The organism is Oceaniglobus ichthyenteri, from assembly GCF_003057885.1.
Classification (GTDB): domain Bacteria; phylum Pseudomonadota; class Alphaproteobacteria; order Rhodobacterales; family Rhodobacteraceae; genus Oceaniglobus; species Oceaniglobus ichthyenteri.
The window spans coordinates 505,548-520,004 of sequence record NZ_QAGK01000001.1 but is presented as its reverse complement, the minus strand read 5'-3'; the positions used below and the strand labels follow the sequence as shown (position 1 = coordinate 520,004).

12 protein-coding genes are annotated in these 14,457 nt (G+C 59.8%); 5 read left to right on the top strand and 7 right to left on the bottom strand.

Annotated elements, in window-relative coordinates:
- Window positions 1-85 precede the first annotated feature (85 nt).
- From C8265_RS02455 to C8265_RS02440, 4 genes are read left to right on the top strand one after another with little or no spacing between them, the layout of a single operon-like run.
- On the top strand, window positions 86-1,120 hold the full coding sequence (locus C8265_RS02455; RefSeq protein WP_108482370.1) for an ABC transporter substrate-binding protein: 1,035 nt from the start codon (window positions 86-88) through the stop codon (window positions 1,118-1,120).
- A 6-nt stretch (window positions 1,121-1,126) separates the two neighbouring features.
- Window positions 1,127-2,566, top strand: a complete 1,440-nt coding sequence (locus C8265_RS02450) for a sugar ABC transporter ATP-binding protein (RefSeq protein ID WP_108482369.1) — start codon at window positions 1,127-1,129, stop codon at window positions 2,564-2,566.
- Between the two features lies 1 nt (window position 2,567).
- Window positions 2,568-3,497, top strand: coding sequence for an ABC transporter permease (locus C8265_RS02445; RefSeq protein WP_108482368.1), 930 nt, complete (start codon window positions 2,568-2,570; stop codon window positions 3,495-3,497).
- Window positions 3,498-3,508: 11 nt separating this feature from the next.
- Window positions 3,509-4,447, top strand: coding sequence for an ABC transporter permease (locus C8265_RS02440; RefSeq protein ID WP_108482367.1), 939 nt, complete (start codon window positions 3,509-3,511; stop codon window positions 4,445-4,447).
- A 63-nt stretch (window positions 4,448-4,510) separates the two neighbouring features.
- On the opposite strand, the gene C8265_RS02435 is transcribed toward C8265_RS02440, so the two are convergent.
- From C8265_RS02435 to argE, 7 genes are all read right to left on the bottom strand, one after another.
- Window positions 4,511-6,796: a vWA domain-containing protein gene (locus C8265_RS02435; RefSeq protein ID WP_164512247.1), complete on the bottom strand. Its 2,286-nt coding sequence runs from the start codon at window positions 6,794-6,796 to the stop codon at window positions 4,511-4,513.
- A gap of 137 nt (window positions 6,797-6,933) precedes the next feature.
- On the bottom strand, window positions 6,934-7,686 hold the full coding sequence (locus C8265_RS02430) for an alpha/beta fold hydrolase (RefSeq protein ID WP_108482365.1): 753 nt from the start codon (window positions 7,684-7,686) through the stop codon (window positions 6,934-6,936).
- A complete protein-coding gene (locus C8265_RS02425) occupies window positions 7,683-9,092 on the bottom strand; it encodes an amidohydrolase family protein (protein WP_108482364.1) in 1,410 nt (469 codons plus the stop codon). Before C8265_RS02425 ends, C8265_RS02430 begins: the two co-directional genes overlap by 4 nt.
- Window positions 9,093-9,104: 12 nt before the next feature.
- Window positions 9,105-10,427: a TRAP transporter large permease gene (locus C8265_RS02420; protein WP_108482363.1), complete on the bottom strand. Its 1,323-nt coding sequence runs from the start codon at window positions 10,425-10,427 to the stop codon at window positions 9,105-9,107.
- A 2-nt stretch (window positions 10,428-10,429) separates the two neighbouring features.
- Entirely contained in the window at window positions 10,430-10,948 is a 519-nt protein-coding gene (locus C8265_RS02415; protein WP_108482362.1) for a TRAP transporter small permease subunit, read from the bottom strand.
- Window positions 10,949-11,027: 79 nt separating this feature from the next.
- The gene (gene dctP / locus C8265_RS02410) at window positions 11,028-12,068 is read right to left on the bottom strand and encodes a TRAP transporter substrate-binding protein DctP (protein WP_108482361.1); all 1,041 of its coding nucleotides are present in this window, start codon (window positions 12,066-12,068) and stop codon (window positions 11,028-11,030) included.
- Window positions 12,069-12,203: 135 nt separating this feature from the next.
- Window positions 12,204-13,364: an acetylornithine deacetylase gene (gene argE / locus C8265_RS02405; RefSeq protein WP_108482360.1), complete on the bottom strand. Its 1,161-nt coding sequence runs from the start codon at window positions 13,362-13,364 to the stop codon at window positions 12,204-12,206.
- A gap of 150 nt (window positions 13,365-13,514) precedes the next feature.
- Here argE and C8265_RS02400 point away from each other — a divergent pair, with 150 nt between their 5' ends.
- Complete coding sequence (locus tag C8265_RS02400; protein WP_108482359.1) at window positions 13,515-14,453, top strand: N-carbamoyl-D-amino-acid hydrolase; 939 nt, start codon at window positions 13,515-13,517, stop codon at window positions 14,451-14,453.
- Window positions 14,454-14,457 lie beyond the last annotated feature (4 nt).

Here is a 14,457-nt window from a genome sequence, read left to right as displayed (position 1 = left end):
TGTATCACCATCTTGTCATGGCGCGTGGAGGACGGGCCACAACAAGATTGCTGCGCCGTGGATTCGGCGTGTGGAGGGATAAGAAATGTCTATTTCAAAACTGCTGCTTAGTGCGGCGACGGTAATTGTGGCCGCAAGTGGCGCATCGGCAGAATCGCATCTGGCCGACACGTCAGACAAACAGATTGCATTGTCCAACAACTATGCCGGCAATTCATGGCGTCAGGCGATGCTGACCAGTTGGGAAGAGGTGACAGGCGGTGCCGTTGCAGACGGAATCGTCGCCGCGGCAGATGCCAACACCACGTCGGAAAATCAGGCCACAGAGCAGGCCGCGCAGATTCAGAACATGATTTTGCAAGGCTACGATGCCATCGTGATCAACGCCGCATCGCCAACCGCCCTGAACGGCGCAATCAAGGAAGCGTGCAGCGCAGGTGTAACGGTTGTCAGCTTTGATGGGATCGTGACCGAACCTTGCGCCTGGCGGATCGCGGTGGATTTCAACGCCATGGGCCAAAAGCAGGTTGAATACCTGAGCGAGCGTTTGCCCGACGGTGGAAACCTTTTGGAAATTCGTGGCCTTGCCGGTGTGTTTGTCGATGATGAAATCTCGGCCGGCATCCATGAAGGCGTTGAGAAATTTCCCCAGTTCGAAGTTGTCGGATCGGTACACGGCGATTGGGCGCAGGATGTGGCGCAAAAGGCCGTGGCGGGCATTTTGCCTTCGCTGCCGGAAATTGTCGGCGTTGTGACCCAGGGCGGTGATGGCTACGGCGCGGCGCAAGCGTTCAAGGCCGCAGGCCGCGACACCCCGTTGATCGTGCTGGGCAACCGTCAGGATGAAATGCTGTGGTGGAAAGAGCAGAACGAGGCGAACGGATATGAAACCATGTCGGTTTCGATTGCCCCCGGCGTCAGCACCCTGGCATTTTGGGTCGCGCAACAGATCTTGGCCGGGGAAGAGGTGCCAAAGGATCTGACCGTGCCGTTCCTGACCGTGACCCAGGATACGTTGGAGGAATCGCTGGCCGCCACGCCCGTCGGCTCGGTCGCCAATGCGAATTATACGCTGGAAGATGCCCAAAGGGTGATCAGCGAAGCCAAGGGCGCAAAGTAAACCACGATGCAGCAAAGCGCAGCCCAAACCGCTGCGCCGATCGTCGCCCTGACCGATGCCACCAAACATTTCGGTGCGGTCAGGGCGCTTGACGGCGTCAGTCTTGAAATTCGGCCCGGCGAATGCCTTGGCCTTGTCGGGCACAACGGTGCCGGAAAATCGACGCTGGTCAATATCGTCAATGGCGGTCTGCCGCCGACCTCTGGCACGGTGGAATTTCCTGCGTCGGGCGAACAAGGCGCGCTGGCGGCGGGGGTGCGGTCGGTGTTTCAGGAATTATCGCTGTGCCCCAATCTGACGGTGGCGGAAAATCTGCGCATCTCAAACGCGGAATTGTCAGGCATCGGATGGCGGCGGCAAGCGCGCAAAGAGATCAATCAGAGCCTTGATAAGGTATTTCCCGGCCACGGTATCGATGCCAACGCCGAAGTTGACACGCTATCCATTGCCGAGCGGCAAATGGTTGAAATCGCAATCGGTTTCGCCCCACGGGGCCGGGATGCCAGGTTGGTGATTTTGGATGAACCGACCTCGTCCCTTGATGCCGGAATTGCCGAACAACTGTTGGCCCATATCCGCGAATTTTGCGCCAATGGCGGCGCGGTTGTCTTTATTTCGCATATGCTGGGCGAAATCTTTGCCGTCGCCTCGCGCATTATCGTGATGAAGGATGGGTTGATCGTGTCTGACCGCGCGGCGGGCGAATTTACCCGGCAAAGCCTGGTCGATGATATGGGCCATGTTGCCACGGAAAAGGCGGGCGATGCCGCGGGTGCGGCGCATGTTCTGGGTGACGAAGTGATTTCAACGCCCGAAGGTCTGTCGGCCCGGCGCGGTGAAATTGTCGGGCTGTCGGGGCTGGCGGGTCATGGGCAGGCCGAAGCGTTGGCGCGGCTGTATCTGGGGGCCACGTCATCGTGGCGGCGCCCCAAATCACCGAAGATCGTATTTGTGGCCGGGGATCGCACCCGCGATGGCATCATGCCGCTGTGGTCGATCCTGCGCAATGCCACCCTGTCGATCCTGTCGGAGACATCGCGCCGTGGCATGGTCAACCGCCCCGCCGAGGCCGAAATCGCCGCGACATGGAAACGCCGGATCGGTATTCGCACCGATGATATGTCAAACCCGATCCTGTCACTTTCGGGTGGCAATCAGCAAAAGGTTCTGTTTGCCCGTGCGCTTGCATCCCAAGCCCCCGTGGTTGTCATGGATGATCCGATGCGCGGCGTTGATGTGGGCACCAAACAAGACGTTTACGCGATGATCCGCGCCGAGGCCGCCAAGGGCCGCACCTTTCTGTGGTATTCCACCGAAACCGAGGAAGTCTGCCAATGCGACCGGGTTTTCGTTTTTCGCAACAACGCGATATCGGCCGAACTGACCGGCGCAGACATCATCGAAGAACGCATCCTCGAAGCTTCATTTGAAATGCAGGACGCCTGATATGAATTTTTTGTCTCGGTATCGCATCCTGCTGCCGGTTGTTTCGCTGACCGTGCTTTTGGCGGCGACGTTCTACATGCAGCCCCGCGCGATGAGCTATTTCGGCGTGAACCTGTTGTTCAACCTTGCGGTGCCGATTGCCCTGGCGACCATCGGGCAGATGATGATCATCATGGTCAATGACATTGATCTGTCGGTGGGCGCGTTTGTCAGCCTTGTCGCTTGTATCACGGCGACCTTGCTGAATGATAACCCGATGTTGGGGGTTTTGGTTCTGGCGGCGCTGGTTCTGTCCTATGCCGCGCTGGGCGCGTTGATTCATGCGCTGGACCTGCCTGCGATTGTTGTCACCTTGGGCATGTCGTTCATCTGGGGCGGGCTTGCCCTGTTCATTCTGCCATCGCCCGGCGGCGTCAGCCCCGATTGGCTGCGCAGTTTGATGACGGTGAAACCGCCACTCATTCCCATGGCTGTGGCCGCCTCGATCCTGATTGCGGGTGTGACCCATGTGTTGGTGATCCGCTCGGGCATTGGCACGGTGTTGCGCGGTGTGGGCGGCAATGCACGCTCGGTCGGGCGGGCCGGATGGAAGGTGATAAGGCTCAAGGCGCTGGCCTATGGCATGGCGGGGCTGTTCAACGTATTTGCCGGCATCGCGCTGGTCGGGCTGACCACATCGGCGGATGCCAACATCGCTTTGCGTTACACTTTGTTAACGATTGCCGGCGTTATCCTGGGCGGGGGCGAATTTGTCGGGGGCAAGGTCAGCCCGGTTGGCGCGGTGATTGGTGCGCTGACGCTGACACTTGCCGCATCGTTCCTCAGCTTTATGCGCCTGTCGTCGGATTGGCAGATCGGGGCGCAGGGGGCGGTTTTGATTCTGGTCCTCACCGCGCGGTTGCTGTTCACCCGCCGGGCGCGTGCATCATGAAAGAGGGCGTGATGAAAACACTGGTCTCTCGCCCCTGGCTCTGGTCATGGGTCGCGGCGGCGGCGGCCTTTGCCCTGACCATGGCACTGACCGGGGGCGGTGGCGCAAGTGCGCTGGCCTATGCCGCCCTGGGCTTTGGCGCATTCGCGGCGATTGTCGGGTTGGGACAAATGCTGGTCATCACCCTTGGCCCCGGCAATGTTGATCTGTCGATTCCGGCGACCATGACGCTATCGGGCACTTTGGCGTTAAAGGCGATGAACACCGAACCGGGCACCGCGCTGATGGGTCTTGGCGTGGCGCTCTTGGTTGGCCTTGGCACTGGCCTTGCAAATTACGCGCTGATTTTCTTTGTGCGGCTGCCGCCGATCATCGCAACCTTGGCCGCCTCGCTGATTTATCAATCCTTGGCGATCTGGTCGAACCGGGGCTTGCGGATCAAACCACCGCAGGAATTGGCCGATTTCGCCACAGGGCGGTTTTTGGGGCTGCCCAATGTGGCCTGGGTCGGGCTGGTGCTGGCGATCATCGTTTGGGTGCTGTTGGAGCGGTCGGTTTGGGGCAGGTGGCTGTTGGCGTCGGGGCAGAACATGCGCGCGGCACGTTTGGCGGGGGTGCCTGTGGAACTTGTGCGCGCGACCACGTATGTTGCCGTCACGATATTCGCGGCGATTGCCGGTTATCTTTTGGCCAGCTTTTCGGGCGGTGCGGCGTTGAACATGGGGCAGGAATACCTGTTGATGTCGATCGCCGTGGTCGTCATTGGTGGCACGTCGATTGCCGGGGGCATGTCAAATGTGCCCGGGGTTTGGGGGGCGTCACTGTTCATGTTTCTGGTGGTGTCGATGCTCAACTCTTACGGGGCCGGGGCAGGGGTGCGTTTGATCCTGACCGGGCTGATCATCATCGGCATCGTCATTGTCGCCAGTACAAGACGCGCACAGAGATAACCGGCGGCACACCGCGCGATTTGCGCCCGGTGTGCCTTTGCCCTGCGGCCTGATGCACCGGCGCTATTTTACCTCGATCACCGCGCGCCCAAGAAGCGCGCGACCGGCAACATCCAGAAACCGCACCTCGTACAGGCCCGGCTCATCGGGCATTGTCAGGTCCATCGTTTTTTCAGCGGCGATTTTTTGAACGGAAATCCAGCTGAAGTCCGGCTGATCCTTGCGGGCAAGTGCGATCCGTTGATCGCTGCTGTCGTTCTCTCCGGTCCAGGTGACGGTGATCGTGCTGCCGGGCGCCGCGGTTTCGGGCACCGACAGGCCTGCGCCATCGTCAAGTGGCGCATCCTTTCCAACGACTTCCAACAGCGCGGTTGCCAAGGTCATGTGGCCTTTGTTCAGGATATAACGGATCTCATAAATTCCGGGCTCTTTTGGCGCGTTCAGCGTGTTTTGGGTATCGGAACGGGCGCGAAAGTAGTCATCGTAACGGCCTTCTGCCGCCCCCGCCGGAACAATCGTGATGAAATCATTCGGGTTGATGGTTTGCGACCAACCGATGTTCACCGTTTCGCCTGCACGCACAACAGACGGGCCGGTGAGGGTGACTTCGGCTGTCACAACCTCAATCGGTGCGGTGGCCAGCGTGCGCTTGCCTTGGTTCAACACATAGCGCAGTTCGTAAAGGCCCACCTCAGCCGGGGCTGTCAGGCTGCCTTCGGTGTTGTCATTGACGCGGATATAATCGCCGCTTTCGCCGTCTTTCGCGCCCATGGGCACGATGGTGATGAAATCGCGCGGGTGGATGCCGCCCGACCAGGTGAAATCAAACATCGCGCCGGTGGTCACGGTTTCGGGGCCGGCCAGCCCAACCTCGCCTTCGACAACCTCAATCGGCGCGGTGGCGAGGGTGCGTTTGCCTTCGTTCAACACATAGCGCAGTTCGTAAAGGCCCACCTCGGCGGGGGCTGTCAGGCTGCCTTCGGTGTTGTCATTGACGCGGATATAATCGCCGCTTTCCCCGTCTTTCGCGCCCATGGGCACGATGGTGATGAAATCGCGCGGGTGGATGCCGCCCGACCATGTAAAATCAAACATCGCGCCGGTGGTTACCGTTTGCGGTCCGGCCAGCCCAACCTCGCCTTCGACAACCTCGATTTGCGCGGTGGCAAGGGTGCGTCTGCCTTCGTTCAACACATAGCGCAGTTCGTAAAGGCCCACCTCGGCGGGGGCGGTCAGGCTGCCTTCGGTGTTGTCATTGACGCGAATGTAATCGCCGCTTTCCCCGTCTTTCGCGCCCATGGGCACGATGGTGATGAAATCGCGCGGGTGGATGTTGCCCGACCATGTAAAATCAAACATCGCACCGGTGGTGACTGTCTGCGGTCCGGCCAGCCCGACCTCGCCTTCGACAACCTCGATTTGCGCGGTGGCAAGGGTGCGTCTGCCTTCGTTCAACACATAGCGCAGTTCGTACAGGCCCACCTCAGCCGGGGCTGTCAGGCTGCCTTCGGTGTTGTCATTGACGCGAATGTAATCGCCGCTTTCCCCGTCTTTCGCGCCCATGGGCACGATGGTGATGAAATCGCGCGGGTGGATGCCGCCCGACCATGTGAAATCAAACATCGCACCGGTGGTGACTGTCTGCGGTCCGGTCAAAATGACTTCGGGCAAAACGGGTTCTGGCTCGGGCTCGGGCGCGGGCGCGGTGGGTTGCAAGGTGATGGCGCTTTGTACCTGTGCCAGTGCGTCGTTCAATTCGGCCGCGTTGCGGGCGGGTACAAACATGCCGCCGGTGTTTTCGGCGATGCAGGACAGGCTGGCGTTTTCATCATCCTTCAGATCGAACCCAACAACATGGGCGGTGAATTTCACCCCCTGTTTGGCCAATTGCGCCGACAACGCGCAGGGATCGGCATTGCAGGTTTCCACCCCGTCAGAAATCAAGACCACAGTCGCCGGGTTGTCGCGGTATGACAAAAGATCGGCGGCGTGCTGTACCGAGGCGGAAATCGGCGTTTTGCCTAACGGTTTGATGGCATTGATCGCGGCAAGAAATTCGTTTTTCTGCATCGGGCCGGGCGTGATCAGCGTTTCGATATCGGTGCAATCGCCCTGATTGCGGTGTCCATAGGCGACAAGGCCCAGATTGGTGCCGGTGTCCCAGCCCGCAACCAGATCGGCCATCACATCGCGGGCGATTTCGATCTTGCTGATGCCATCAATCTGCCCCCACATCGACCCGGACGCATCATAAACAATCACCACATCATCCGCGGCCAGTGCCGGGGCAGCACAGGCCAGGCTGCTGCCAATCATCAATGCTGCCAAGTTCGGTGTCATCTTTTTCATTGTGTCGTCCCTTGAATCGTCCGGTGGTGTATTTCGCCCAGTATGCACCGGGTGCGGGGGCAAAGCAAAAACAGGCTTGGGATGCATGCCGCGCCCCGGGTGGACCTTGGTTCAAAACCACGCCCGGACAGCACAAATTACCTGTTGCCCAGCCAATCGGTCAGCGTGCTTTCAAAAACTTTCGTGCGCGTCTGGGGGAAAAAATGGCCGCCATCGACAAGCAGGCGAAGTTCGCCATGGGGCAGGTTTGCGTGCAGGTCCTGCACCATATGGGGTGGGATGATCCTGTCATCCCGGGCGGCAACCACCAAGGTCGGGCAGGTGATGCGCGGGGACAGTGGCGTGCCGTCATGATCAAGCAGGGCGTTGATCCGTCGGTGGGCCACGCCCGGATCGGGCGCAACGCCGGGTTCTAACGGCGTATAACACCCCAGCGGGACGCGCAGCAGATGGCCAAGCGCGGGGTCCAGATCGGGCGCGCGCAACAACAGATCGCGGCGCAATTCAAACAGGGCGCGCATATATCCCGAGGCCCGCAACCAGGTGCCGGATAAAACCGCCGCCTCGATCCTTTCGGGTTGGGACGCGGCCATCCACTGGGCGATGGCGCCGCCCGTGGAGTGACCGATCACCGTGAACGGGGCACCCCCGAACGCGCGGGTGGCCACGGCAAAGGCATCGCTGGCCAGGCTTTCGATGTTCCATGCCACACCGTCATCGGGTGTCGCGCCGCATCCGCGTTGATCAAAGGTCAGCACGGAAAAACGCGACGAAAGCGCGGTGACGACCGGATCCCAGAATTGCGCCCGACCGTTCAACCCCGACACCAACAACAGCCTGCGGCCTGTCCCGGTCAACCGGTGGTGAATATCCTCGACAGGTCCGCTCATGCGGTGCGGGCGGGAATCATCGATCCGGGTTCGGCGATCAGCACCTCCATACCCATGGCGCGCACGTGATCCGCCGCTTGCGGTGGCACCAACATGCGGCTGCCCCGGCCCATGACCTGCCCATCCAGCAGGATCGGTTGACCGTGGGCAAAGCTGGCCACCGGGGCCAAACGCGCCAGATCAAGAACCGTCACATCACCGTCGGCCCCGACGCCCAAATGCCCCTTGCGGGCCGACAGGCCAAGAACCCGCGCGGGATTGACGCTGGTCTTGATGACAAACCCTTCGATGCTGAGCGCGTCGAGATGAACAAGCGCCAGCCCCCGCGAGCACAGATCGTTGCGCGGAATGCCACCGCCATCGGTGGCCAGCCCGTCAATGGCAAAGCTGCCATCAGACCGGGTAGCGGTGGCCAGATGCAGGCGCGGTTCGGGCGGGTTGGCGAAAAAGCTGATGCCGATGTCGGTTTCGGCAGCCTGCCAGGCGGCCAACCCTTCGGCGCCCCGGCTCAGAACGTTGATGCCATCCTTGAGCACATGAACCATGGCCCAGCCATCGGCAATCGCCTTGGCCAAACCTTGTTGGCTGGGTTCAAATCCGCCGCGTTCCAGATTGCGCTGGGTCGCCACCGCCTCGGGGGTGCCATTGGCGCATTTGCCCGAATTGCCGTTGATTGGCGCAAGATAGGATTCAGACCAGATGTTGGGATGCGCGTTGAGTATCGCGATGGCCTCTTCCGCCTCGACCAGGGCAGAGCCATCCAAACCCCGCGTATAGCTGTTGATATGGGGCAGGTGCAGCGGATTGCCGGCGGCCAGATCACAGGATTCGCGCATTCCGTCAACATTTTGCGGCGTGTTCACGGTGCCGGAGTGAAAGGCGACATAGGCGCCTTCGTCGGCAGTTACCTGCATCACCCGCCCCGACGCTTCGGCGCTCAGCGGAAAATGCCCGCCAAGGATTTTCAGCCCAATCGCCCCTGAGGCGCGCGCGCGTGCCAATGTATCGCGCAACTCATCCATTCCCGGATCGACCGATGTAACAGTGTGACCCGGGCGCACATAATCAATACAGGCGATGGTCAGCCCACAGCCGTGTTGCGCGGCAAACCGGGTGACACCGTCAATCGGCCCGGCCATATCCAGCGCACAGGTAACACCGGCAAGCGCCATCATTCGGTGCCCCGCCGCGCCGCCCAGCCAGGGCGACACGTGCACATGTGAATCGATGATGCCCGGCATCACCACCATGCCCGCCACATCGCGTTCGATTTCGCCCGTTCCGGCAATATCGCCGATTTCGGCCACCTTGCCACCGACCATGGCGATATCCGCCACCTGATTGACCCCGTTCCCCGGATCGACGATCTGACCGCCGCGCAGGATGACATCATATCTGGTTGCCATTGGAATACTCCTTTAGTCGAACATCATGTTGGGCAGGAACGTCACGATCCCGGGCATGGCGATCAGCAGGATCAGAACCACTACATCACAGGCGATAAACGGCAGCACCCCTTTGTACACGTGTTCAACGCGCACATCCTTGCCCGCTGATCCCGCAAGGCTGAAGGCATTCAGCCCCACTGGCGGGGTGACGCCCGCGATCTCGTTCATTTTCATGGCAATCACGCAGAACCAGATCGGATCATACCCAAGGTTGACGACAATCGGGAACAGGATCGGCAGGGTCAGCGCAAACACTGCCGTTTGCACGATCAGCATGCCCAGAACGAACCATGTCAGCAGGATCAGCGCCAGAATGAAATGCCTGTGTACCTCCCAGCTTTCGAGGAACAGCGTCAGGTGATAGGGGATGCGCGACAGGCCGAGGAAACGGCTGAAGAACAGCGCGCCAACGATGATAAAGAACAGCATCGCGGTAATTTCGGCCGATTCACGCAGCGCACCGCGAAAGGTGGCAAAGCGGCGCAAAGGGCCGTTCGCCAGACCGAACAAAAGCGTGCCGATGGCGCCGATGGCCCCGGCCTCGGTTGCGGTGAAGAACCCGGCATACATGCCACCGATCACGATGGTGCCCAGCAACGCGATCTGCCACAAACCACCCAGGGCGCGCACCCGCTGACCCGGCGTGACGTTTCGTTCCTCTTCCAGCATCGGGGCGAGTTTCGGGTTCATCTTGGCGCGCCAATACATCGAAATGGCATAGACGGTCGCGGTGATGACGCCCGGCACAATCCCGGCCATAAACAGCCGCCCAACGGATGTTTCGGTGAAAATCGCAAACAGGATGAACATACCGCTGGGCGGGATCATGCTGGCAAAGGTGCCCGAACACGCAATAGAGCCCAGGGCAAAACTGCGGTCATACCCGTAGCGGCGCATTTCAGGATAGGCGATGCGCCCAAACACGCTGGCCGTTGCCAGCGATGAGCCACAGATCGTGGCAAAAGCCGCGCTGCCAAATGAGGTGGCAATGGCCAGCGAGCCGGGAATCCCTGCCGCTGCCTTGTGGATCGAACGATAGGCCTGTTCGGCAAATCCGCTGGCGGCGGCAAATGCGCCCATCAGCACGAACAGGGGCAGTACCGTATAGGTCGGCGTGGCGATGGCAGAATACATGGTTTCGCCCACCAACGACAGCGCCGCCTTGGAATTCAGCAGGATCGCGACACCGCCAAACCCGACCAACAGGAACGTCACCGCCAGGTGCATCCCCAGCAAAAGCAGGGCCAGAAAGGTGATGATTGCACCAATGCCGATGAGTGTGAAAAAGTCCATGTTCAGAAATCTCCGGCTGAGCTGACGCGATCAGGGTCGCCACCACGGATCACGGTGCGCACGCCTTGTCCGACGTTGATAATGATTTGAATGAGATAAAGGCCCAGCCCCAGAACCATCACAAATTTGACCGGCCACACCAAAAGCGGCGTTGGCCCGGCGATGGCCTGTCGGCGGTCAAACGATACGCCCGCGTTTTTGACCACGGCGTAAAACACGACGGCCATGGTGCCCACCACCAGAAGATACATGACAAGATCGACAATCGCCGCCATGCGTGGCGATAATTTATCAAGGATCAGTTCCACCCGCACATGGGCTTTCATCTTTTCGGCGTAGGGCACGCCGAGGTAAACAATGGCGATCATCACGAACATCGCGCTTTCCGACACGCCATAGATTGGCGTGCCCATGGCGCGGCTGATCAGATCGACCAGGATCAGCCCCATCACGACGAGCAACATCCAACCGCACAGTTCGGCCAGCAGGTTGGTTAGGAAATCAATGGGTTTTCCCAGCATCGGTGTCTTCCTTCAGGATGGGGGCGGTCTGCGCCGGATCGACAGATCCGGCGCAAAAGGGCAGGTCGGGTGGCAGGGATCAGCGATTGCGCGCTTCGCCGATCACTGTTTCGAACTGCTCAAGGATCGCTTCGGGGTTTTCGGCCCCGGCTGACTTTGCCTCTTGCGCCCAGGTTTCGCGGTTGGTCTGTACCATCGGCAGGGTGGCGAATGCATCCACATCGGCGTCAGACGCCATGGTGACGGTGTATCCGGCCTCTTTCTGCGCAGTTACAATCTTGTCGATCGTGCTGTCCCAGACCGAGGAAAACCGTTCGCGTGCCGCAGCGGCGGCTGTCACAAATGCCTCTTGCTGCTCGGCGCTCAGGCCTTGCCATTTGTCTTCGTTGATCGTGATGATGAACGGCAGACCAAGCCACAGATCAGGCATGAAAAAGATATTCTGCGCGGCCTCATCCAGGCTGGCCCGGTGAATGCCGTCAATGTTGGTGAATACCCCGTCAATGGCGCCGGTCTGCAGGCCCTGATACACATCCCCCCACGGCATCGACACAGGCGTTGCGCCCACACCTTGCAACAGGTTCAGATACCACCGGCTGGCGGCGCGCACGCGCAGATCGGCGAAATCCTCAACGCTGGTTACGGGTTTCTTGAACGCACCGGCAAACGGCGTCACGCCATAGGCATAGACGATCCGCTGACCCTGATTGGCAAATTCCGCGTTCAGTTCGGGCACCCGTTCGTACATCTGATCAAAGGCCCAAGCGATGTCATCGTATTTCGACGGACCCAGCGGAAACAGGTTATAGGCGCTGTTGAGCAAAAGCTGGTTGGGATAATAATTGGCATTGATGAACCCCATGTCGGCCACGCCATCGCGCACACCGCCCAGGATTTCAGACCCTTCCATCAGGGACGAACCCCAATAGGGAACGATGCTGATATCGCCATCGGATGCCTTGCCCAGTTCCTCAAGGAAGATCGATTCCGCCTCGCCGCGCATGTTGTTGGGCGGGGTGTTGGTGGCAAAGCTAAGCGTCACACTCTGTGCCATTGCCCCCGATGCCATCAGGATCGCCAATACCGGCGCAACAAGACGCCCCGTGGTGAATATGGTCATGATATATCTCCTCCCTTATGTACGGGCTGGTGGCCCGTTGCTGTGGTGCATAGGTGCACATTGCCCGCGTACCCGACCGTATGGGGGCAGATTCGTCAATGGAGTTTGGCAGTTAAGTTTATTGCCCGCCCGCTTTCACGCTGCGGTCATGGTGCCAAGAATGCGCGTCAACAGCGCGTCGCAGCGCCGCAATTCGGTGGCTTCGATGTATTCATCGGGTTTGTGCGCCTGTCTGATCGAGCCGGGGCCGCACACAAGGCTGGGCGCGCCGGCCGCGGCAAACATTCCGGCCTCGGTGCCGAAATCGACCTTGCCAAGGGGCTGTTGATGATCGCACAGCCCGCCAAGCCAGCCGGTAATCGGTGCATCCGCGGGCGTGGCCAGTGCAGGATAAGCATTCAGTTCTTCGATCCGGATCGCCGCCCTGGGGTGTGTGGCGCGCGCCGCATCGGTAATATCACGCGCCCGTTGATGCAGGGTTTCGATGATCGCCGCCGGGTCGTCGGCCGGGAGGTGGCGCAGTTCAAAATCCAGGGTGGCGGTTTCGGGAACCATGTTCAGGGCGACACCGCCTGCCATCTTGCCCGCATGCAACGTTGAAAACGGGGTGATGTAATCGGTGTCGTGTGCGCCGTGGTGCATCAGGTGATCCTGTGTTGTGCGGATCGCCTGCAGCAAATCACAGGCAAGATGCAGCGCGTTCTGAAATTGCGGTGCCATCGACGAATGGCCCGCCGTTCCGGTGCAATGGGCGCGCATCACCCTTTTGCCTTTGTGGGCGTTGACGATGTTCATCTCGGTCGGCTCGCCGATGATTGCGGCGCGCGGCAGGCCGATTGTCGGCGCCAGCCTGTCGATCATATGGGCAATGCCAACACATCCGATTTCCTCGTCATAAGATATTGCCAACTTCAGCGGTTGCGCCAAAGTCATCCGTGACGCGCGGTCGGCCGCCGCCAATGATGCGGCCAGAAACCCTTTCATGTCACAGGTGCCGCGCCCGTAATACCGGCCATCCCGGTGGGTCAGGGCAAAGGGATCGCTGGTCCAGTTTTGGCCATCCACCGGCACCACATCGGTATGGGCCGACAGCAATACGCCGCCTTCGCCCTGACCAATACGCGCGAAAAGCCCGGCCTTGGTTCCTGTCGGGTCGGGCACCCGATGACACGAGAATCCGCGTGTTTCCAGAAAATCCTGAATCCAGTCGATCATCGCAAGATTGCTGTCGCGACTGACGGTTGGAAAGGCGATGAGACGATCAAGAATGTCGATGGTTGATGGATCTTGGTGCACGTTGGTGTCCTCCCTGGCGTGGCGTCATGAAAACATGCACGCTCAAGGAGTTCCAGTGCGCTATCCCTTTGGTGGCCCACTTCCCTTGTGCGGCCATTCATGGTCTGAAGGGCGCGAACGTTCTTGGATTTAATTGTCGGAGTGGAAAAGATGAGCCGTGAAATCAAGGTGGGCGGTGCACAACTGGGGCCAATTCAGCGTGCGGATACCAAGGAGGCCACAGTCGCGCGGCTGATCGCGCTTTTGGATCAGGCCCATGAACAGGGGTGCGATTTTGTGGTGTTTCCCGAACTGGCCCTGACCACGTTCTTTCCGCGCTATTACATGGAATCCAAGGACGAGTTCGAACCGTATTTTGAGCGCGAAATGCCAAATGCGGCAACCCGCCCGCTGTTTGAAAAGGCGGCGGAATACGGAATCGGGTTTTACCTTGGCTACGCCGAAATCGCCCAGGAAGAGGGGCGCACACGGTATTTCAACACCTCTATTCTGGTCGACAAAGCAGGCAGGATCGTTGGCAAATACCGCAAGATCCATTTGCCCGGTCACGCCGAATACGACCCCGAGCGCAGCTTTCAGCACCTTGAGAAATACTATTTCGAACCGGGCAACTATGGTTTTCCGGTCTGGCGCATGATGGACGGAATTTTCGGCATGTGCCTGTGCAATGATCGCCGTTGGCCGGAAACCTATCGGGTGATGGGGTTGCAGGGGGTCGAATTTGTTGCCCTTGGATACAACACGCCATCGGTCAATTCCCAGCGTCCCGAAGAGCGCGGCGAAGAACGGCTGTTTCACAGTGATCTGTCGGCCCAGGCCGGCGCCTATCAGAACGCCACCTTTGTGGCCGCCATTGCCAAGGCGGGCAATGAAGATGGCAATCCGCTGATCGGTGGGTCAATCATTGTACATCCCAGCGGACAGATCATCGCCCGGGCCGAAACCGAGGACGATGAACTGATCACTGCGGTGTGCGATCTGGACGATACAACGTTTTATAAAAAGACGATCTTTGATTTCGCGCGCCACCGTCGCCCCGAACATTATGGGCGCATCGTTTCACAAACCGGGGTTGAATTGCCCGAGTAACGCG

What these genes read in the sequence shown, in the direction of transcription:
- C8265_RS02435 (WP_164512247.1), bottom strand. Translation starts at nt 6,796, where the DNA reads ATGAAAAAGATGACACCGAACTTGGCAGCATTGATGATTGGCAGCAGC.
- C8265_RS02445 (WP_108482368.1), top strand. Translation starts at nt 2,568, where the DNA reads ATGAATTTTTTGTCTCGGTATCGCATCCTGCTGCCGGTTGTTTCGCTG.
- dctP (WP_108482361.1), bottom strand. Translation starts at nt 12,068, where the DNA reads ATGACCATATTCACCACGGGGCGTCTTGTTGCGCCGGTATTGGCGATC.
- C8265_RS02425 (WP_108482364.1), bottom strand. Translation starts at nt 9,092, where the DNA reads ATGGCAACCAGATATGATGTCATCCTGCGCGGCGGTCAGATCGTCGAT.
- C8265_RS02400 (WP_108482359.1), top strand. Translation starts at nt 13,515, where the DNA reads ATGAGCCGTGAAATCAAGGTGGGCGGTGCACAACTGGGGCCAATTCAG.
- C8265_RS02420 (WP_108482363.1), bottom strand. Translation starts at nt 10,427, where the DNA reads ATGGACTTTTTCACACTCATCGGCATTGGTGCAATCATCACCTTTCTG.
- C8265_RS02450 (WP_108482369.1), top strand. Translation starts at nt 1,127, where the DNA reads ATGCAGCAAAGCGCAGCCCAAACCGCTGCGCCGATCGTCGCCCTGACC.
- C8265_RS02440 (WP_108482367.1), top strand. Translation starts at nt 3,509, where the DNA reads ATGAAAACACTGGTCTCTCGCCCCTGGCTCTGGTCATGGGTCGCGGCG.
- C8265_RS02430 (WP_108482365.1), bottom strand. Translation starts at nt 7,686, where the DNA reads ATGAGCGGACCTGTCGAGGATATTCACCACCGGTTGACCGGGACAGGC.
- C8265_RS02455 (WP_108482370.1), top strand. Translation starts at nt 86, where the DNA reads ATGTCTATTTCAAAACTGCTGCTTAGTGCGGCGACGGTAATTGTGGCC.
- C8265_RS02415 (WP_108482362.1), bottom strand. Translation starts at nt 10,948, where the DNA reads ATGCTGGGAAAACCCATTGATTTCCTAACCAACCTGCTGGCCGAACTG.